Source organism: Roseisolibacter sp. H3M3-2 (genome assembly GCF_029211165.1).
Classification (GTDB): Bacteria; Gemmatimonadota; Gemmatimonadetes; order Gemmatimonadales; family Gemmatimonadaceae; genus Roseisolibacter.
In genome coordinates this window covers 1-18,236 of sequence record NZ_JARGEK010000061.1, presented here as the reverse complement: position 1 = coordinate 18,236, position 18,236 = coordinate 1, and the positions used below count along the sequence as shown (strand labels likewise).

The window sequence follows — 18,236 nt, the reverse complement described above, 5'->3', positions numbered from 1 at the left end:
CCCCTGGCCCGCGCCCGCGTGACGGCGGGCGGCGCGCCCCCGCGGCCCCGCGCCCGCGTCGCGGTGCTGGCCAGCGGCGGCGGCTCCAACCTGCAGGCGCTGCTCGACCACCTGGACGCGCTGGGCGAGGCGCGCGCGGCCGACGTCGTGCTCGTGCTCGCGGACCGCCCGCAGGCCGGCGCCCTCGCCCGCGCCGCGGCGCGCGGGATCGCGACCGCGGCGCTCGCCGACCCGGCCGACGGCCCGGCGCTCGCCGCGCCGCTCGGCGCGCGCGGCGCCGACCTCGTGGTGCTCGCCGGCTACCTGAAGCTCGTCCCCGCGGCCGTGACCGCGCGCCACCGCGGCCGCATGCTGAACGTGCACCCCGCGCTCCTCCCCGCGTTCGGCGGGCACGGGATGTACGGCGCGCGCGTGCACCGCGCCGTCCTCGCGGCCGGCGCGCGCGTCTCCGGGCCCACCGTGCACTTCGTCGACGAGGCGTACGACCGCGGCGCCATCGTCGCGCAGTGGCCGGTGCCGGTGTCGGCGGACGACACGCCCGAGACGCTGGCCGCGCGCGTGCTGCGCGCCGAGCACGCGCTGCTGCCGCGCGTGGTGCAGGCGGTGGCCGCTGGCGCCGTCGCGCTCGAGGCCGACGGCCGCGTGCTCGGCGCCTTCGCGCTCCCGCCCGACGCCCCGCCCTTCGCCCTCCCCGCCGCCTGGGCGCCCGCCGACGCGGGGCTCGACGCGGCGCTCACGCCCTGAGCCGCCCGACCCCCCGATGCCACGCGCCCTGCTGTCCGTCTCCGACAAGTCCGGCCTCGTCGACCTCGCCCGCGCCCTGGCCGACAGGGGGTGGGAGCTCGTCTCCACCGGGGGCACCGCGCGCGCGCTGCGCGACGCCGGCCTTGCGGTGGCCGACGTCAGCGAGGTGACGCGCTTCCCGGAGATGCTCGACGGGCGCGTGAAGACGCTGCACCCGGCGGTGCACGGCGGCCTCCTCGCGCGCCGCGATCTCCCCGAGCACATGGCGGCCATCGGCGAGCACGCGATCGCGCCGATCGACCTGGTGGTGGTGAACCTCTACCCGTTCCGCGAGACGGTCGCGAAGCCGGGCGTCTCCCCCGAGGAGGCGATCGAGAACATCGACATCGGCGGGCCGTCGATGCTGCGCTCGGCGGCCAAGAACTTCCACTCGGTGTACGTGGTCGTCGACCCGGCCGATTATCCCGAGGTCGTCGCGGCCATCGACGCGGGGGGCGGCGCCGCCACGCAGCTGCGCAGCCGCCTCGCCGCCAAGGTGTACGCGCACACCGCCGCCTACGACGCCGCGATCGCCGCCTGGTTCGCCGAGCAGGCGGGCGACCGCTTCCCCGAGCGCCTCGCGCTGGCGTTCGAGCGCGCGCAGCCGCTGCGCTACGGCGAGAACCCGGACCAGCGCGCCGCGTTCTACGTCGAGGCGCGCGGGCGCGGCCTCGGCGCGCTCGTGCAGCGCGGCGGGAAGGAGCTGTCGTTCAACAACCTGCTCGACCTCGAGGGCGCGCTGCTGGCCACGGAGCCGTTCGCGGACGGCGAGGCCGGGGCGTGCTGCGCCATCATCAAGCACACGACGCCGTGCGGGCTGGCCGTCGGGGCGACCGCGGCGGAGGCCTACGCCAAGGCGCTCGCCTGCGACCCGGTGAGCGCGTTCGGGTCGGTCATCGCGCTCACGGTCCCCGTGGACGACGCGGCGGCCGACGAGATCAGCAAGCTGTTCGTCGAGTGCGTCGTCGCCCCCGGCTTCAGCGAGGGGGCGGTCGAGACGCTCGCCCGCAAGAAGAACCTCCGGATCCTCGAGGGCTCGGCGGCCGCCGACCCGCGGGCGCTCGACTACAAGCGCGTCCGCGGCGGGCTGCTGGTGCAGGACCGGCAGCCGCCGGCGGCGATCGGCGACGCCTGGACGGTGGTCTCGTCGCGGCAGCCGACCGCCGAGGAGCTGGCCGACCTGCGGTTCGCCTGGCGGGCGGTGCGGAGCGTCAAGTCGAACGCCATCGTGCTGACGCGCGGCGGGATGACCGTCGGGATCGGCGCCGGCCAGATGTCGCGGGTCGACGCCTCGTTCATGGCCGCCCACAAGGCGCGCCAGGCCGGGCACGCGCTCGCGGGGATCGTCCTCGGCTCCGACGCCTTCTTCCCCTTCCGCGACGGGATCGACCAGGCCGCCGAGGCCGGGGTCCGGGCGATCGTGCAGCCGGGCGGCTCGGTCCGCGACGCCGAGGTGATCGAGGCGGCGAACGCGCACGGGATGGCGATGGTATTCACCGGGCAGCGGCTGTTCCGGCACTGAGCGTCGCGGGTCCGGCGGTGCGGGCCGCGGGTGCGAAATCCGCGGCCCGCTGTCCGCAACTCCCGGTGCGACGCTAGCTTACCCGGCTCGCCATCCCTCCCATTAGAGATCCGATGTCCGCCACCGTCCGACCCGAGCGGCTCGCGGCCGCCGAGCGGGCCGCCAGCCAGGCGCCGAGCGCCGACCTGGACTACCGCCCGTCCTACGGCGCCGCCGCCGTCACGTCGCTCGTCGTCCTCGGGCTGTACCTGCTGACCCTGGCGCCGTCCACGGCGATGTGGGACGCCAGCGAGTACATCGCGGCCGCCTACGTGCTCGGGATCCCGCACCCGCCGGGGAACCCGTTCTTCGTCCTCATCGGCCGCGTGTTCGCGATCCTGCCGCTCGGCGGGAGCGTGGCGATGAAGATCAACATCCTCGCTGCCGTGTGCAGCGCGCTGTCGGCCGGGGTGTGGTTCCTGGTCGCCGAGCGGGTGCTGGTGAGCTGGCTGGCGCGGCGGTGGCAGCGCATCGCCGGCGGCGTCACGGCCGCGCTCATCGGCGCCACGGCGTTCACGGTCTGGAACCAGAGCGTCGTCAACGAGAAGGTCTACACCGTCTCGCTGTTCTTCTTCGCCATCGTCTCGTGGCTCACCGTGCGGTGGTGCGACGAGCCGGAGGGGCCGAAGGCGAACCGGCTGCTGATCCTCGCGGCGTACCTGATCGGGCTGGGCTACACGAACCACCCCGCCGGCCTGCTCGTCGCGCCGGCCGTCGGCGCCGCCGTGCTGCTGCGCCGCCCGACGACGCTGCTCAACTGGAGGCTGCTGCTCCAGGGCGCGCTGGCGTTCGCGCTCGGCCTCACGGTGTTCGTGTACCAGCCGATCCGCGCCGCGCACTTCCCCGCGATCAACGAGGGCGAGCCCACCGCCTGCACCACGCAGATCGGCTTCGACTGCACGTTCGACAAGCAGACCTGGACGCGGCTGAAGGCGAACATCGACCGCGAGCAGTACGGCAAGCCGTCGCTCGCCGAGCGGCAGGCGCCCTTCTCGGCGCAGGTCGGGATGTGGTGGCTGTACTACAAGTGGCAGTGGAACCGCGACGCGCACGGCGAGCGTCCGGGGCTGCAGAACGGGCTGGCGGTGCTCTTCCTCGCCCTCGGCCTGGTGGGCGGCTACGTGCACTGGCGACGCGACCGGCAGAGCTTCTGGTTCTTCGGGCCGCTCGTGTTCACGGTGACGTTCGCGCTCATCTACTACATGAACTTCAAGTACGGCGCGTCGCAGGCGCCGGAGCTGGGCGGGAGCGTCCCGCGCGAGGTGCGCGACCGCGACTACTTCTACATCTGGAGCTTCAGCACCTGGGGCGTGTGGGCCGCGCTCGGGCTGGTCTGGGTGTGGGAGTCGGTCGCCTCGCTCCTCGGCTCGGAGCGCGTGCGCATGGGGCGCGAGTACGTCGACCTGCCGCGCGAGCGGAGCTGGGTGCTCGCCTCGCCGGTGCTGGCGCTCGGCCTCCTGCCGATGGTCGGCAACTGGACGCAGGCGTCGCGCGCCGGGCACGAGGACACGGCGGCGTTCGCGAAGGACCTGCTCAACTCGGTCGAGCCGTACGGCATCCTGGTCACCGTCGGCGACAACGACACCTTCCCGCTCTGGTACGCGCAGGAGGTGGAGGGGATCCGGCGCGACGTGCTGGTGGCCAACACGTCGCTGCTCAACACCGACTGGTACGCGCGGCAGATGGTCCGCCGCCCGGTGTACGAGTACGACGCCGCGAAGGGCCCCGCGCTCTACCGCGGGAAGGCGTGGACCAAGCCCTCGGGGCCGCCGCTCAACCTGAGCATGCAGGAGCTGGACGCGATCCCGCTCGGCGTCGCGCTGAACGAGCCGCAGCAGTTCGTGAAGAACGCGCTGACGGCCACCATCGCGCAGCCGCAGCTGTACCGCGCCGACATCCTGGTGCTCTACATGATCCGCGACGCGTGGCCGCAGCGCCCCGTGTACTTCTCGCGCACCTCGGGCGGGTACGCGCAGGAGCTGGGGCTGCAGAACCACGTGCTGACGCAGGGGCTCGCGCGCAAGCTCACCGAGCAGCCGGTGGTGGCCGGGAAGGACACGGTCGTGATCCCGGGCGAGGGCTTCGTCGACCTCCCGCGCTCGACCGCGCTCTGGACGCAGGTGTTCGAGGGGCCGAAGGCGCTCATCAAGCGCGGCGACTGGGTGGACCCGCCGAGCGTCGGCATCCCGGACCTGTACACGATCACCGGGATCATGCTGGGCGAGGCGCTGGCCCGGAACGGCCAGCCGCAGCTCGCGGAGCGCGTCTACGGCGAGGCGCGCGGGGTGGCGCAGGCGACGCGCCGCACCCGCGAGTTCGGGCTCGACCGCGCGCCGACCGCGCCGTCGCTCATCCCGCAGGAGAGCCCGCTGACGCCGCTGGTGCCGGCCGACTCGACCGCGCTGCAGGGCGCGAAGCAGCCCCCGGCGACGCCCGCCCCGACGCCCTGAGCCCCCGCGGCTTGGCGCTTGCGAGCCCCCGCCCCCGTTGCGCCGAGCGGCGCGGGCGGGGGCTCGCGTCGCGAAGCGCCGAGGCGAGCGGAGGCGCTTCGTGACCCACCCCAGGACGAACGACCAGCCCGAGCGGCGGCAGCGGCGGCAGATCGGCGCCGAGGCGCCGAACCCCCGGCTGGCCGCCGCGCAGTACGTCTCCCGCCACCGCCTCGAGCCGTTCTACCGCGCACTGGGCGGGCTGGCGATCGCGGTGTTCGGCCCCGACGCGACCGTGGTCCCCCACCTGCGCCGCGAGGGCCGGCGGCAGCGGCTGACCTTCGTCGTCGACGCGGCGTCGCCCGAGGCCACGCTGGACTACGCCGCGTTCCTGCCGCTGGAGCAGGCGTTCTGGACGGCGTACGCGCACGTCCCCAAGCCCGAGGTGCCACTGGCGGTGGCGATCCGCCCGGCGCGCGGCTGGTGCCGCACCGAGGCGCTCGCGCCGTTCTTCACGAACCTGCCGACGCCCGACGAGGCGACGTGAGCGCTCACTCCGCCGGGCCGCCGGCGCCGGTCATGAGGCGGCCGACGGCCTCCTGATCGGCGGCCGCGCGCGACAGCTCGCCCGCCACGCGCCCGCCCCGCAGCACGAGCACGCGCGACGCGAGGGCGAGCAGTTCGGGGAGCTCGCTCGAGATCAGCAGCACCGCGGCGCCGTCCGCCGCGAGCCGGCCGACGGCGGCGTGGATCTCGGCCTTCGCGCCGACGTCCACGCCGCGCGTCGGCTCGTCGAGCAGCAGCACGTCGCAGTCCGCCGCCAGCCACTTCGCCAGCACGATCTTCTGCTGGTTGCCGCCCGACAGCGCGGCCGTCGGCGACTCGGGGGTCGCGCGCACGCGCATCCCCTCGAAGCGCGCCCGCACCGCGCGACGTTCGGCGCCCGCGTCCACCCAACCCAGCCGCGCCAGGCGGGCGAGCGTGGGGAGCGTCGCGTTCTCGCCCGCGCGCATCGCGAGCACGAGTCCCTGGCGCTTGCGGTCCTCGGGCACCAGCCCGATCCCGTGCGCCATCGCGTCGGCGGGCGAGCGGATCGACGCCGGGCGCCCGCGCACGAGCACGCGCCCCGTCGCGTGCGGGTCGAGCCCGAAGAGCGCCCGCGCGACCTCCGAGCGCCCGGCCCCCACCAGCCCCGCGAGCCCGAGCACCTCCCCCGCGTGCAGCGCGAACGAGACGTCGGCGAACCGGCCGGGGCTCGACAGCCCCTCGACCCGTAGCAGCTCGGCGCCGCGGGCCGCGGGTGCCGCGTCCGGGAAGTACTGCGCGTGCGGCCGCCCGATCATCGCGCGCACGAGCGAGCCCTCGTCCACCTCGGCCGTCGGGCGCGTCTCGACGTGGCGCCCGTCGCGCAGCACGGTGACGTCGTCGCACAGCCGGAAGATCTCCGGCAGGCGGTGCGAGACGTAGAGCAGCGTGACGCCGCGCGCCTTCAACCGCGCGACCGTCGCGAACAGGCGCGCCGACTCCGCCTCGCCGAGGCTGCTCGTCGGCTCGTCGAGCACCAGCACGCGCGCCCCGGCGCCGACCGCGCCGGCGATCTGCACGACCTGCTGCTCCGCCACCGACAGCGACGCGGCCGGCCGGTCGACGTCGATGGGCGCCTCCACCGCGTCGAGCAGCGCGCGCGCGCGCGCCCGCATCGCGCCCTCGGCGACGACGCCGAACCGCGACGGCAGGCGCCCCATGCACAGGTTCTCCGCGACCGAGAGGTTGTCGCAGAGCGCCAGCTCCTGGTGCACGATCGCGACGCCGGCCGCCAGCGCGTCGCGCGGGCCGCCGAAGCGCGCCGCGCGTCCGTCGAGCCGCACCTCGCCCGCGTCGGGCCGCAGCAGCCCGGCCAGGATCTTCCCGAGCGTGCTCTTGCCGGCGCCGTTCTCGCCGCACACCGCGTGGCAGGCGCCCGCGCGCACCGCGAACGTGACGCCGTCGAGCGCGGTCGCGCCCGGGAAGCGCTTGGTCACCCCGTCGAAGGCCACGGCGGTCGGCGTCACGCCGCAACGTACGCCGACGCGCGCGTCGCGGCAGGGCGTGGCGCGCGCGCCACTCTTGCGCACACCCGCGACGCGCGGCCACCATCGCGGCATGCGCGCCCTCCCCCTCGTCCTGCTGCTGTCGGCCGCCGCGGGCTGCGCCGGCCGCTTCCCGCGCCTCGAGCGCACCGTGCTCACACGCGACCAGCTGCGCGACGGCGGCTACCCGAGCCTCTACGAGGCGGTGACGTCGCTCCGCGGCGGCTGGCTGCGGGCGCGGTCGCCCGCCACGCTGTCGTCGCGCGGGCGCCTCTGGGTCTACGTCGACGACCGCCGGCTCGGCGGCACCGAGGCGCTGCGCGACATCGCCCCCGACAGCGTGCGCTCGGTGCGCCTGGTCGACGGCGCGACGGCGACCGTGCGCTGGGGGCTCGAGCACGGCGACGGCGTCATCGAGGTCGCGACGACGCGGCGCTGACGCGCGAAGGCGCCGGGGCAGGTCGCCTTGCGCCGCCCGGGTGCCTCCGGCCATACTTGGAGCTGGTACCGCCCTCTGGAGGGCTGGCCGAATGGCTAAGGCAGCGGTCTTGAAAACCGCCGTCGCGCGAGCGACTTCAGGGTTCGAGTCCCTGGCCCTCCGCTGCCGGCCGGCCCCGACGGCGGCCTCGAATCTGGAGAGATGGCCGAGAGGCTGAAGGCACCGGTTTGCTAAACCGGCATAGTGGGAAACCGCTATCGAGGGTTCGAATCCCTCTCTCTCCGTCGAGCGGGTCCGCCGGTACGCCGGCGGGCCCGCTTCGCTTTGCACCCCCGCCCCGCCCGCGATGGCCCCGGTCCCGCGTCTCCGCTTCGCCCCCTCGCCCACCGGCTACCTGCACGTCGGCGGCGCCCGCACGGCGCTCTTCAACTGGCTCTACGCGCGTAAGCACGGCGGCCAGTTCCTGCTGCGCGTCGAGGACACCGACCGCGCCCGCAGCACCGACGCGTCGACGCGCGCGATCTTCGAGGGGATGGAGTGGCTCGGGCTCGACTGGGACGAGCCGCCCGTCTACCAGGGCGCCAACCTGCCGCGCCACCAGGCCGACGCCCGCCGCCTGCTCGACGCCGGCGCGGCGTACCGCTGCTTCTGCACCGCCGCGGAGCTCGACGAGCAGCGCTCGGCCGCCGAGGCGCGCGGCGAGGCGTTCCGCTACGACCGGCGCTGCGACCGGCTGACCGCCGAGGAGGTCGCGCGGCGCGTCGAGCGCGGCGACCCCTACGTCGTCCGCTTCCGCATGCCCGAGGGGGAGACGGCGTGGGTGGACATGGTGCACGGCCGCATCGCCTTCCCGAACAAGGACATCGGCGAGGGCGACTTCATCGTGCTCCGCTCCGACGGGACGCCGATCTACAACATGGCGGTCGTGTCCGACGACATCGCGATGGCGATCACCCTCGTGATGCGCGGCGACGACCACATCTCGAACACGCCGAAGCAGATCCTGCTCTACCAGGCGCTGGGCTCGCCGCTGCCGCAGTTCGCCCACCTGCCGATGATCCACGGCACCGACGGGAAGAAGCTCTCCAAGCGCCACGGCGCGACGGCGGTCGGCGACTACCGGCACCTCGGCATCCTCCCCGAGGCGATGAACAACTTCCTCGCGCTGCTCGGCTGGAACCCCGGCGGCGACCGCGAGGTGATGACGCGCGCCGAGATGGTCGAGCTCTTCTCGGAGGACGGGCTGTCGCGCAAGGCGGCGGTGTTCGACCCGCAGAAGCTCGAGTGGATGAACGGGCAGCACCTGATGGCGATGCCGCTCGACGCGCTGGCACCGCGCGTCGCGGAGGCCGTCGAGGGCGCCGGGCTGGCGACGGCGGCCGACCTCGCGGCGCGCCCCGACTTCTTCCGGCTGCTGCTGGAGCTGCTGCGCGTGCGCGCGCGCACCATCGACGAGCTGGTGCGGCAGGCCGTCCCCTACCTCCGCGACGCGCTGGACTTCGACGCCGACGCGGTGGCGAAGCTCTGGCTCAAGGACCCGGCGCAGGCCGACGCCCTCCTCGGCGCCAGCCGCGAGGCGCTGGCCGGGCTGTCGTCGTGGGACGCGGCCGCGATGGAGCCGGCGCTCCGGGCCGCCGCCGAGGGGATGGGGGTGGGCGCCGGGAAGCTCTTCCAGCCGCTGCGGCTCGCGCTCACCGGGGTGACCGCCACCCCCGGGATGTTCGACGTGCTGATGCTCCTCGGGCGCGACCGGTCGCTGGCGCGGATCGACGCCGCGCGGGCGCGGATCGGGGCGGCGTGACGTTCCCGTACGATTCCGTACGATAAGGGCACCCGAAAGGGCGGCGGCGCGTTGCCCCCCGAGACCGGCGGGCGTAACTTGGCCCGGTGAAGGGCCGCCGGTGGGCAGCGTTGCCTACCGGCGGTTTTCCCTATCGGAGATGTCCATGGCCGAGCCCCTGACTCCGATCGAGCGGAAGGTCTACCAGTACCTGATCGACTTCCTGGCGGAGAACACCTACCAGCCGTCGATCCGCGAGATCGGGAAGCGGTTCCGCATCAAGTCGACCAAGACGGTCTCGGACCTCCTGAATGCGCTGACGCAGAAGGGGTACATCGAGCGCGACCCCTCCCGGTCGCGCGGGGTCCGCATCCTCGGCTACCAGGGGACGACGCGGATCCAGCCCGTCCCCTACTACGGCCGCATCCACGCGGGCGAGCCGGCGCTCCTCCCCGAGGCGCGCGAGGGGTTCGTCACCTTCGACCGGCGCTTCGTCCCCGGCGAGGACGCGTTCCTGCTGCGGGTGAAGGGCGACAGCATGGTCGGCCGCGGGATCCTCGACGGCGACTTCGTGATGGTGTCGCCGAGCACCCCGCCGGGCGAGGGGGACGTGATCGCGGCCCGCCTGGGCGTCGAGGCGACGGTGAAGACGCTCACCTACCGCGACGGCGAGACGGTGCTGGTCCCCGCCAACCCGGCCGAGCGCGAGATCGCGGTCCGACCGTCGGACGACTTCGCGGTGCTGGGCGTGGTCTGCGGGATCTTCCGCCCGTTCTTCGACCGGGACGCGTTCCAGGGGGCGGTCGCCGAGTAGGCGACGCCGCCGCGTCGTTCAGGGGATCTGGCCGCCGGACGCCGGCGCCGTCTCGGGCCCCTCGACCACGGTCCGGGCCGCGCGGCGCGCCGCGCGCTCGCGGTCCTTGCGCTGGCGGATCGCCTTCACCGCCTGCTTGAACTCGTCCTCGCTCATCTCGCGGCTGGCGTGCTGCAGGAGGTCGGCGCGGATGTCGGAGAGGCGGCGCTCGTTGGCCATCTCCGTCGGGTTGCCGCGCAGGTTCTTCTGCAGGTTGCCCGAGAGGAGGGCGAGGACGGCGTTGGGGATCTTCACCTTCCCCAGGTGGATGTTCTGCTGGTCCATCCCCCACGTGCCGCCGGGCCCCTTCATCGTCCAGTCGCCGGGCTTCCGCTGTCCGGCCGCGAGGGCCTGGGCCGCCGCGATCGAGTCGCGCACCGGCGTGAGGCGGTCCGCGATCACGCTGTCGATGCGCTCCTTGGCCGACCGCGGGGCGGTGGCGACGGCGCCCGGGCGGGTCCAGAGGCGCGGGTCGCCGTAGCTCGGGCGGATCCCCTCGGTCGCGCCGCCGCGCCCGACCACGTCGCCGCTCCCGCCGGTCGCCTCCGCCGCCGCGGGCTCGGCGGGCGCGGCCGGCAGCGCGGAGGGGACCTCGGTGGGCGCGACCACCGGCGCCGCGGCGCGGCGGCTCGGCGTGGCGCTGCGGGGGCGGCCGTCGCCGCCGTCGCGTCCGGCGCGGACGGGCGTCGGCTCCGGGAGCTGCACGAAGCCGATGCGCTCGGGCTGGACCTGGGCCGAGCGGCCGGGGCGCCACAGCTCCGACCAGTCCACCCCCGCCGTGGCGGCGCGGAAGAAGCCGGCGAGCACGACGGCGTTCACCGCCAGGGAGACCGCCAGCGAGGCGCCCGGGCGCCGGCGCTCGCGCGCGCGGCTCGGGGACTGGTCGGTCCCAGGGGTGACGTGAAGCATGCTGGCGGCTACCCCTGGCGGGGTGGAGGGTTCCGGTTCAGCGGGCCGCGGCGGCGACCACCGGGTTGCGCACGAGGCTGACGCCCACGATCTCGACCTCGACCTCGTCGCCCGGGGCGAGCGGCCCCACCCCGGCCGGGGTGCCGGTGGCCACGATGTCGCCCGGTTCCAGCGTCATGACGCGCGACACGTAGGCGAGGATGGTCGGGATCGAGAAGGCCATCTCGCGGGCGGCGCCGCGCTGGCGCTCCTGGCCGTTCACCCGGGTGACCACCGTCAGCCCGTCCAGGTCACCCGGCGGCGGCGACTCGGGGCCCACGGGGCAGAAGGTGTCGAACCCCTTGGCGCGGGTCCACTGCCCGTCGCTCTTCTGCAGGTCGCGCGCGGTGACGTCGTTCAGCGCCACGACGCCGCGGATGGCCGCCCGGGCCTCGGTCTCGTCGGCGTGGCGCAGGCGGGCGCCGACGACGATCCCGATCTCCCCCTCGTACTCGACGCGCGAGCTGTCGGGGGGAAGCTCGATGGCCGCCCCGGGCGCCAGGAGCGCCGAGGGCGGCTTGAGGAAGATCAGCGGGCGCTCGGGGACGTCGTTCCCCAGCTCGCGGGCGTGCTCCAGGTAGTTGCGGCCGACGCAGACGATCTTGCCCGGCCGGCGGGCGACTTCGGGGGCGGTGGCGGTCATGCCCCCGAAGCTAGCACCACGCGCGGGTCAGCGCGTCCCGAAGTCCACGGTCCAGACGGCGGCGCCCGAGTACCCCTGGTACCAGCCGTACGCCACGCCGATCCCGACCTCGCGCAGCCCGCCGTTCGTGATGTTGGCGTAGTGCGCCGGGCTCTTGACCCACCAGTCGAACACCGAGCTGGCGGTGCCGAGGTAGCTCGAGCCCCAGGCGATGTTCTCGCCGACGTACCAGCCCGGGTAGCCGTGGTTCGCGATGCGCGTGTTGAACGCGGTGCCGTCGGCGCTCGTGTGGCTCATGTAGTTCTTGGCCATCATGTCTGCCGAGTGCGCGCGCGCCGCCGACATGAGCGCCGGGTGCACGCAGAACGTCGCGAGGCCGAGCTGCGAGCGCCGCGCGTTGTGCAGGTCGAGCTGCGCCTTCTCGTCGCCGGTGAGCGCGACCGCGCTGCCGTCGCACCCGGTGACCGTCGTGCCGGTGGAGGGCGACGTCGGGGAGGTCGGCGCGGTCGGCGACGTGGGCGCGGTGCTTCCCCCCTTGGGCTTCCGCGCGGCCGAAGCCGACGCGTCGAGCGTGGGCTCGAGCACCGCGGGCGCGTCGGAGCAGGCGGCGAGCGCGACGAGGGCGACGAGCGAGACGATCGACGAGCGGAGACGCACCATGAGGGCAGACCTCGCGGAGTGGGCGGCCGATGAGGCCGGTTTGCGACCATGCGACTGTGTGCGAGCGAACCAGAGGCTCGTCCCGCGACTGCGACACAACGACGTGTGAACTAGCCCGAAGATCACACGCGAGTTGTGCGCGGTATCACACGAAGGGGTCGATCGACCCCTGTCGCATTCGCGCCACACCACTACGAAGTCGCCACGTTCACGCCACACGCGCACGTGACGCGCGTGTCATCCGCGCGTCGTGCGTGCGCGCTACTCGGCGAACATCGCGTCGACGACGGCCGCGGTGGCGTCCGCGCGCCGCTCGGCGTAGAACGCCTCGACCTCCGCGCGCAGCCGGGCCCACGGCCCCGCGAGGCGGCGCGCGGGCGGCAGCCCCTCCAGCAGGTCGCGCCCGTAGCCCTTGGTCACCACGCGCGGGTCGGCGAGCACCACGACGCCGCGGTCGTGCGCCGTGCGCACCAGCCGCCCGAACCCCTGCTTGAGCCGCAGCGACGCGTGCGGCAGCATGTACTCGCGGAAGCTGTCGCCGCCGCGCGCCTCGATCGCCTCGCACTGCGCGGCCGTCACCGGCTCCGACGGCACGCGGAACGGGACCTTGGCGAGGATCAGCGCGCGCAGCGCGTCGCCCGGCACGTCCACCCCCTCCCAGAACGACGCGGTGCCCAGCAGCACCGCGCGCCCGCTCTCGCGGAAGCGGCGCAGCAGCGCGTCGCGCGTGTCCTCGCCGTGCACCAGCAGCGGCCAGCGGCGGTCGGCGCCGCGCGCGCGCAGCTCCGACGCCGCCTCGCGCACGTCGCGGTGGCTGGTGAAGAGCGCGAACATCCCGCCGTCGCTCGCCGACGCGGTGTCGAGCAGGTGCCGCACGACGTGGAGGAAGTGCGCGCCGCCGTCGACGTTCGGCGCCGGCGCGTCGGTCGGCACGACGAGCAGCGCCTGCCGCCGGTAGTCGAACGGCGACGGGAACACCGCCGTCGCCGGCGAGAACTCGGGCGCCGTGATGCCGAGGCGCGAGGCGAGGAAGGCGAACGACTCGGCGGCGCCGCCCGCGTCGCGCGCGCGGCGGTCGTACGCGCCGCCGCGGCGCTCGTCGCGCGTGGCGAGCGTCGCGCTCGTGACGACCGCGGTGCGCACGCGCTTGAACAGGTCGTCGCGCAGGATCGGCGCGAGGTCGAGCGGGACCGCCGTGACGACGACGTTCTTCTCCTTCCCGCGCAGCTCCACCCAGCGCACGCTCTCGTCGCCCTTCTCGGGCTTCAGCGCGCGCCCCAACCCGTCGCCCGCCGACGCGAGCCGGCGCGCCACCGCGCGCACCTCGCCCAGCAGCGGCGCGAGCTGCTCGGCGCGCTTCTCGTCGCTCTCCAGCCGCTCGCGCACGAGGCGCAGGCTCTCGTGCAGCAGCTCGACGTCGCCCAGCAGGTCGGTGAGCGCCGCGTCGAGCCCCGCCGCCCAGATCGGGTCCCGCGCGAAGTCGGGGCCGAAGCGGATCACCGCCTGCCCCTGCCCCTCGCACCACGTCTGCAGCAGGTCGAACACCAGGTCCGCGCGGTCGCGCGCGCCGTGCGCCGCCGGCACGAGGCGCGACTGCACGAGGTCCAGGCTCGCCACGCTCAGCAGGTCGGTCTTCTCGGCGAGCCGCGCGACGAGCGCGCCGAGCAGCCCCTTGCCGCGGCGGTCGAGGCGCGCGAAGAGGCGCTGCAGCGCGCGGCGCGTGACGGAGGTGCCGAGGTGCGCGGCCGCCGCGTCCTCGAGGTGGTGCCCCTCGTCCACCACCAGGCGCTTGTACGCCGGGAGCACCGCCGCGTCCTCCCAGTTCTGCTGCGCGCGGCGCACGGCGACGTCGGAGAGCAGCAGGTGGTGGTTGACGACGATGACGTCCGCCTGCGCCGCCTCGCGCCGCGCCTTGAACAGGAAGCAGCGGTCGAAGTGCGGGCACTTCATGCGCTGGCAGAGGTCGGGCTCCGCCGACACCTCGTCCCACACCTCGGGGCGCGGCGGCGTCGCGAGGTCGGCCACCGAGCCGTCGCCCGTCCGCTCGGCCCACGCCTCGAGCGCCCCCAGCTCTGCTGCCATCCCGGCCTCGAACAGCGCCTGGCCGCCGACGCGCGCCTGCTCGAGGCGGTGCAGGCAGAGGTAGTTGCGCCACCCCTTCAGCAGCGCGAAGCGCACCTTCTGGTCGGTCAGCGCCTCGGCGAGGAACGGCAGGTCCTTGCCGACCAGCTGCTCCTGCAGGTTGATGGTGTTGGTGCTGACGACCGTGCGCTCGCCGTTGGCGGCCGCCCAGCGCAGCGCCGGGACGAGGTACCCCATCGACTTGCCGACGCCGGTCCCCGCCTCCAGCAGCCCGACGCCGCCGTCGTTGAACAGCCGCGCGATCGCGCTCGCCATCTGCCGCTGCGCCGGCCGGTCCTCGTAGCGGCGCAGCCGGCGCGCGATGGCGCCGTCGGGGCCGAGGTCGGCGTCGATCGCGGCCGGGTCGACGTCCACCGTCTCCTTCCCCCGCGGGACCTCGACGACGACGTAGAGCTCCGTGGCCGCGTTGTCGACGATGCCGAAGCCGACGCCGTTGCCGAAGATCCGCGACGCGACCTCGAGGTCGGCGTTCGACGGCTCGAGCAGGCCGCTCGGGTGGTTGTGCACGAGCATCTCGCCGCGCTCGGCGAACCCGGGGAGCGCGAGCACGCTGCGCACGTCGCCGCGCGCGACCACGCGGGCGCTGCGCACGACGCCGCCCTCGTCCACCTGGCAGGCGAAGCAGACCTCGCGCCCCCCGGCCAGCGCGATGGCGGCACGGATGGCCGCGGCGGCGGGGCGGCTGAGTCGGCCGTCGGTGGAGAGCGGGAGGGCGGCGGGGAGCACGGCGGGAAGTCGGGGACGGGGCCCGAAGAGACCCCCAAGGAACCTACCGCGTTCCGCCGTGCGCGGCGACCGCAACCGGCGACGGGTCGCCCGCGTACGGTGGGGCCACCCCTCACCCGGAGACCGGCCCCGCGATGCGCCTCCTCCCGCTCCCGTCCCTGCTCCTCGCCGCCTCGCTCGGCGCGCCGGCGCTCCCCGCGCAGTCGGCGGCCGACTCGTCGTCTCCCGACGCCCGCGCCGCGCGCATCGCCGCCGACCTGCGGCCCGCCGTCCGGGTGCGCGGGCGCCCGATCGTCCGCTCGACGATCGAGGCCCGCATGCGCGAGGTCGGCGTGCCCGCGGTGAGTGTCGCGGTGGTCGACGGGGGGCGGATCGCGTGGGCGCGGGCGTACGGCGTCGCGGACGTCGCCGCCGGGCGCGCGGCGACCCCGACGACGCGGTTCCAGGCCGCGTCGATCAGCAAGCCGGTGGCGTCGACGGCGGCGCTGCAGCTCGTCGCGGAGGGGAAGCTGGCGCTCGACGACGACGTCAACGCGCGCCTGCGGTCGTGGCAGGTGCCGGCGAGCCCGGCGGCGGGCGGACGTCCGGTGACGCTGCGTCAGCTGCTCTCGCACACCGCCGGCCTGACCGTCCACGGCTTTCCGGGTTATGCGAGCGGGACCGCTGTACCGACCGTCGCGCAGATCCTGAACGGCGAGGCGCCCGCGAACACGCGACCTGTCCGGGTAGACACCGCTCCGGGGGGTATCTGGCGCTATTCGGGCGGAGGCATGACGGTTATGCAGCTCTTGTTGAGCGACGTAACCGGCAAGCCGTTCGACACCCTAATGCAGGAGCGCGTGCTCGGGCCCGCCGGGATGACGCACAGCACCTACGCCCAGCCGCTTCCCACCGCACTCGCCGACGAGGCCGCCACGGGGTATCGACGCGGCGGGGCGCCGATCGCCGGACGCTACCATACGTACCCGGAGCAGGCCGCGGCAGGGCTCTGGACGACCCCGACCGACCTCGCGCGATGGGTCATCGCGATCCAGAACGCGCACGCCGGCGCGCCGGGCGCCATCCTCCCCCGCGCGACCGCCGAGGCCATGCTCACCGCCGGCAAGGGAAACTGGGGGCTCGGCCCGGCCCTGGAGGGCGAGGGCGACGCGCGCCGCTTCTCCCACGGGGGCTCGAACGAGGGCTTCCGCGCGATGACGTTCGGCTACCTCACGGGCGGCCGCGGACTCGCGGTGATGACGAACAGCGACCTCGGTGCGACCGTCGCCAGCGAGCTGATCGCCGCGGTCGCGCGCGAGTACGGGTGGCCCGGGTATGCGCAGCGCGAGATCGTCCCCGTCCCCGTGGCGCCCGCCATCCTCGACTCGCTCGCCGGCCGGTACGCCGACCCGGCGGGGCGCGCCTTCGTCGCCTCGCGCGACGGGGAGGACCTGCGCGTGGTCGCGCCGGGCGGCCAGCGCTACCAGCTCATCCCGACCGGGCGCGACGCCTTCGCCTTCGCCCACGACGGGGGGCCGATGCGCATCGAGCGCGACGCCGCCGGGGCGGTCGCCGCGCTCGTGGTGGACCGCCAGCGCTACCCGCGCCAGCCCTGAGCCGCGCGGGTCAGGTCTTCAGCGGCTTCTTTTTCGCGGCCGGGAAGAGGACGTTGTTCAGGATCAGCCGGTAGCCGGGCGAGTTCGGGTGCAGCGCGAGGTCGGTCGGCGCGTTGCCGATCGCGTGCTGCGGGTCCTCGGGATCGTGCCCGCCGAGGTACGTCCACGAGCCCTTGCCGTAGTCGCCGTGGACGTACTTCACCCACGCCGCGCCGTCCTCGTGGGCGAGCACGGTGACCCCCGGCTTGAGCGTGCGCTTCGTGAACGACGTCGTCACCCCGTAGAAGTCGGGGATCACCGTGCGGTGGTCCTGCACGAGCATCGTCGCGACCGGGTCGAACTTGGCCGAGAAGCCGAACAGCTGGAACGCGCCGAGCGGCTGGCGGCGCCCCGGGACGTTCACCTGGTGTCCGTCGATGTCGCTGAGCGCGTTCAGGAAGGGCGACTCGAGGCGCGCGTCGCGGAAGGCGAAGGTGCGCGGCCACTGCATGCGGCGGTCGGCGTCGGGCTCCGGCGGCGTGCCGTCCACCTGCGGCCCCGCGAAGTCCACGTCGCGCCCCGCCACGGCGAGGTCGAGCGACTCCGTGGCGCCGCACATGGCGAACAGGAAGCCTCCGTTCTCCACGTACTGCCGGATGCGCTCGGCCACCGACTTCTTGAGCGCGGGGACGCCGTTGAGGTTGTACTTGCGGGCCGTGGCCTGCGCGCGCTGCCGCTGCTCGACGAACCACGCGGCGTCGCGGTAGCCGAGGTACAGCTTGTTCTGCTGCCCGGTGAAGTCCTCGTGGAAGAGGTGCACCCACTCGTAGGTGGCGAGCTTCCCGTCCAGCACGTCCTCGTCCCAGATCTTCTCGAACGGGATGTCGGCGTAGGTCAGCGCGAGCGTCACCGCGTCGTCCCACGGCTGCGCGGTGCTCGGCGTGTAGATCGCGACCTTGGGCGCCTTCTCCAGCGGGACGGCGTCCATGTTCCCCTGCGCCAGCTCGCGGCGAATCCCGGCGACGGCGCCGTCGTCGACGGGCTCGACGCTGACGCCGGCGAGCGCCGCGCGGCGCCGCAGCTCCTGCAGGTCGGGGAGGAAGTACGCACCGCCGCGGTAGTTCAGCAGCCACTCGGCCTTCTGCCCGTCCTTGAGCGCGTTGTAGACCAGGCCGTAGGCCTTGAGGTGGTTGCGCTGCGCGTCGTCCATGGGGACGAGCAGCATCTGCGCGCGCGCGGGGAGCGCGGCGCACAGCAGCGCGAGGGCGGCGGCGAGCGCCGTCGGGAGGGATCTCGGCATGTCGGCTCCGGCGCGCTACGGCGTGGCGCGCGCGCTCTCCAGCATCCGGCGCGCGATCGGGACGAGCGCGCTCTCGGGGTAGGTCAGGATCAGGTGCTCCAGGCGCGCCTTCGCGGCCGCCGCGTCGCCGCGGCGCTGGAGCTGGCGCGCCCAGGCCAGGTCGGCCTCGGGCGCCTCGGGGGAGTCGGCGTACTGCGTGGCGACGCGCTCCCACAGCGGCTGCGCGGCCGCGCTGTCGCCGCGCGCGGCGTGCAGGCGCGCGGCGGTGGCCACCAGCAGCGACGCCGCCTCTGGCATGCGGCCGGCCGCCGCGACGAACTGCGCGGCCG

15 protein-coding genes and 2 tRNA genes are annotated in these 18,236 nt (G+C 74.8%); 10 read left to right on the top strand and 7 right to left on the bottom strand.

What is annotated here, in order from left to right; genetic code table 11:
* Window positions 1-3: 3 nt before the first annotated feature.
* The 4 genes from purN to PYV61_RS07555 all read left to right on the top strand — a co-directional run bounded on the left by purN (window position 4) and on the right by PYV61_RS07555 (window position 5,320).
* Window positions 4-744 (top strand): phosphoribosylglycinamide formyltransferase, encoded by a 741-nt coding sequence (gene purN, locus PYV61_RS07570; protein ID WP_275829976.1) that lies wholly within the window; start codon window positions 4-6, stop codon window positions 742-744.
* A gap of 16 nt (window positions 745-760) precedes the next feature.
* Window positions 761-2,305 carry a bifunctional phosphoribosylaminoimidazolecarboxamide formyltransferase/IMP cyclohydrolase gene (gene purH / locus PYV61_RS07565; protein WP_275829975.1) on the top strand — a complete coding sequence of 515 codons (1,545 nt, stop codon included), beginning with the start codon at window positions 761-763 and terminating at the stop codon, window positions 2,303-2,305.
* 113 nt (window positions 2,306-2,418) lie between these two features.
* Window positions 2,419-4,794: a DUF2723 domain-containing protein gene (locus tag PYV61_RS07560; protein WP_275829971.1), complete on the top strand. Its 2,376-nt coding sequence runs from the start codon at window positions 2,419-2,421 to the stop codon at window positions 4,792-4,794.
* 100 nt (window positions 4,795-4,894) lie between these two features.
* Window positions 4,895-5,320, top strand: a complete 426-nt coding sequence (locus PYV61_RS07555) for a hypothetical protein (RefSeq protein WP_275829969.1) — start codon at window positions 4,895-4,897, stop codon at window positions 5,318-5,320.
* A gap of 4 nt (window positions 5,321-5,324) precedes the next feature.
* On the opposite strand, the gene PYV61_RS07550 is transcribed toward PYV61_RS07555, so the two are convergent.
* Window positions 5,325-6,824, bottom strand: coding sequence for a sugar ABC transporter ATP-binding protein (locus PYV61_RS07550; protein WP_275829967.1), 1,500 nt, complete (start codon window positions 6,822-6,824; stop codon window positions 5,325-5,327).
* A gap of 91 nt (window positions 6,825-6,915) precedes the next feature.
* Between PYV61_RS07550 and PYV61_RS07545 the strand changes: the two genes are divergently transcribed.
* From PYV61_RS07545 to lexA, 5 genes are all read left to right on the top strand, one after another.
* Window positions 6,916-7,281: a hypothetical protein gene (locus tag PYV61_RS07545; RefSeq protein WP_275829965.1), complete on the top strand. Its 366-nt coding sequence runs from the start codon at window positions 6,916-6,918 to the stop codon at window positions 7,279-7,281.
* A gap of 77 nt (window positions 7,282-7,358) precedes the next feature.
* Window positions 7,359-7,443 (top strand) — tRNA-Ser (locus PYV61_RS07540).
* Between the two features lie 33 nt (window positions 7,444-7,476).
* Window positions 7,477-7,565 (top strand) — tRNA-Ser (locus PYV61_RS07535).
* A 62-nt stretch (window positions 7,566-7,627) separates the two neighbouring features.
* A complete protein-coding gene (gltX, locus tag PYV61_RS07530) occupies window positions 7,628-9,082 on the top strand; it encodes a glutamate--tRNA ligase (RefSeq protein WP_275829963.1) in 1,455 nt (484 codons plus the stop codon).
* Between the two features lie 145 nt (window positions 9,083-9,227).
* Entirely contained in the window at window positions 9,228-9,875 is a 648-nt protein-coding gene (gene lexA, locus PYV61_RS07525) for a transcriptional repressor LexA (RefSeq protein WP_275829961.1), read from the top strand.
* Window positions 9,876-9,893: 18 nt separating this feature from the next.
* Here the strand turns inward: lexA and PYV61_RS07520 are convergent, their stop codons facing one another.
* The 4 genes from PYV61_RS07520 to PYV61_RS07505 form a co-directional block, all read right to left on the bottom strand.
* Window positions 9,894-10,823 carry a hypothetical protein gene (locus PYV61_RS07520; protein ID WP_275829960.1) on the bottom strand — a complete coding sequence of 310 codons (930 nt, stop codon included), beginning with the start codon at window positions 10,821-10,823 and terminating at the stop codon, window positions 9,894-9,896.
* A 37-nt stretch (window positions 10,824-10,860) separates the two neighbouring features.
* Window positions 10,861-11,505 (bottom strand): fumarylacetoacetate hydrolase family protein, encoded by a 645-nt coding sequence (locus PYV61_RS07515; RefSeq protein ID WP_275829958.1) that lies wholly within the window; start codon window positions 11,503-11,505, stop codon window positions 10,861-10,863.
* A 27-nt stretch (window positions 11,506-11,532) separates the two neighbouring features.
* Window positions 11,533-12,165 carry a CAP domain-containing protein gene (locus tag PYV61_RS07510; protein ID WP_275829956.1) on the bottom strand — a complete coding sequence of 211 codons (633 nt, stop codon included), beginning with the start codon at window positions 12,163-12,165 and terminating at the stop codon, window positions 11,533-11,535.
* 261 nt (window positions 12,166-12,426) lie between these two features.
* Window positions 12,427-15,033 carry a helicase C-terminal domain-containing protein gene (locus PYV61_RS07505; protein WP_275829955.1) on the bottom strand — a complete coding sequence of 869 codons (2,607 nt, stop codon included), beginning with the start codon at window positions 15,031-15,033 and terminating at the stop codon, window positions 12,427-12,429.
* 134 nt (window positions 15,034-15,167) lie between these two features.
* On the opposite strand from PYV61_RS07505, the gene PYV61_RS07500 reads away from it, so the two are divergent.
* Window positions 15,168-16,628, top strand: a complete 1,461-nt coding sequence (locus PYV61_RS07500) for a serine hydrolase domain-containing protein (protein ID WP_275829953.1) — start codon at window positions 15,168-15,170, stop codon at window positions 16,626-16,628.
* Window positions 16,629-16,638: 10 nt separating this feature from the next.
* Here PYV61_RS07500 and PYV61_RS07495 read toward each other — a convergent pair whose 3' ends face one another.
* Both PYV61_RS07495 and PYV61_RS07490 read right to left on the bottom strand, forming a co-directional pair.
* The gene (locus PYV61_RS07495; RefSeq protein WP_275829951.1) at window positions 16,639-17,907 is read right to left on the bottom strand and encodes a hypothetical protein; all 1,269 of its coding nucleotides are present in this window, start codon (window positions 17,905-17,907) and stop codon (window positions 16,639-16,641) included.
* A 15-nt stretch (window positions 17,908-17,922) separates the two neighbouring features.
* A partial coding sequence (locus tag PYV61_RS07490; protein ID WP_275829949.1) for a tetratricopeptide repeat protein occupies window positions 17,923-18,236 on the bottom strand: 314 nt, incomplete at its 5' end.

What these genes read in the sequence shown, in the direction of transcription:
- purH (WP_275829975.1), top strand. Translation starts at nt 761, where the DNA reads ATGCCACGCGCCCTGCTGTCCGTCTCCGACAAGTCCGGCCTCGTCGAC.
- PYV61_RS07560 (WP_275829971.1), top strand. Translation starts at nt 2,419, where the DNA reads ATGTCCGCCACCGTCCGACCCGAGCGGCTCGCGGCCGCCGAGCGGGCC.
- PYV61_RS07545 (WP_275829965.1), top strand. Translation starts at nt 6,916, where the DNA reads ATGCGCGCCCTCCCCCTCGTCCTGCTGCTGTCGGCCGCCGCGGGCTGC.
- gltX (WP_275829963.1), top strand. Translation starts at nt 7,628, where the DNA reads ATGGCCCCGGTCCCGCGTCTCCGCTTCGCCCCCTCGCCCACCGGCTAC.
- lexA (WP_275829961.1), top strand. Translation starts at nt 9,228, where the DNA reads ATGGCCGAGCCCCTGACTCCGATCGAGCGGAAGGTCTACCAGTACCTG.
- PYV61_RS07520 (WP_275829960.1), bottom strand. Translation starts at nt 10,823, where the DNA reads ATGCTTCACGTCACCCCTGGGACCGACCAGTCCCCGAGCCGCGCGCGC.
- PYV61_RS07515 (WP_275829958.1), bottom strand. Translation starts at nt 11,505, where the DNA reads ATGACCGCCACCGCCCCCGAAGTCGCCCGCCGGCCGGGCAAGATCGTC.
- PYV61_RS07510 (WP_275829956.1), bottom strand. Translation starts at nt 12,165, where the DNA reads ATGGTGCGTCTCCGCTCGTCGATCGTCTCGCTCGTCGCCCTCGTCGCG.
- PYV61_RS07500 (WP_275829953.1), top strand. Translation starts at nt 15,168, where the DNA reads ATGCGCCTCCTCCCGCTCCCGTCCCTGCTCCTCGCCGCCTCGCTCGGC.
- PYV61_RS07495 (WP_275829951.1), bottom strand. Translation starts at nt 17,907, where the DNA reads ATGCCGAGATCCCTCCCGACGGCGCTCGCCGCCGCCCTCGCGCTGCTG.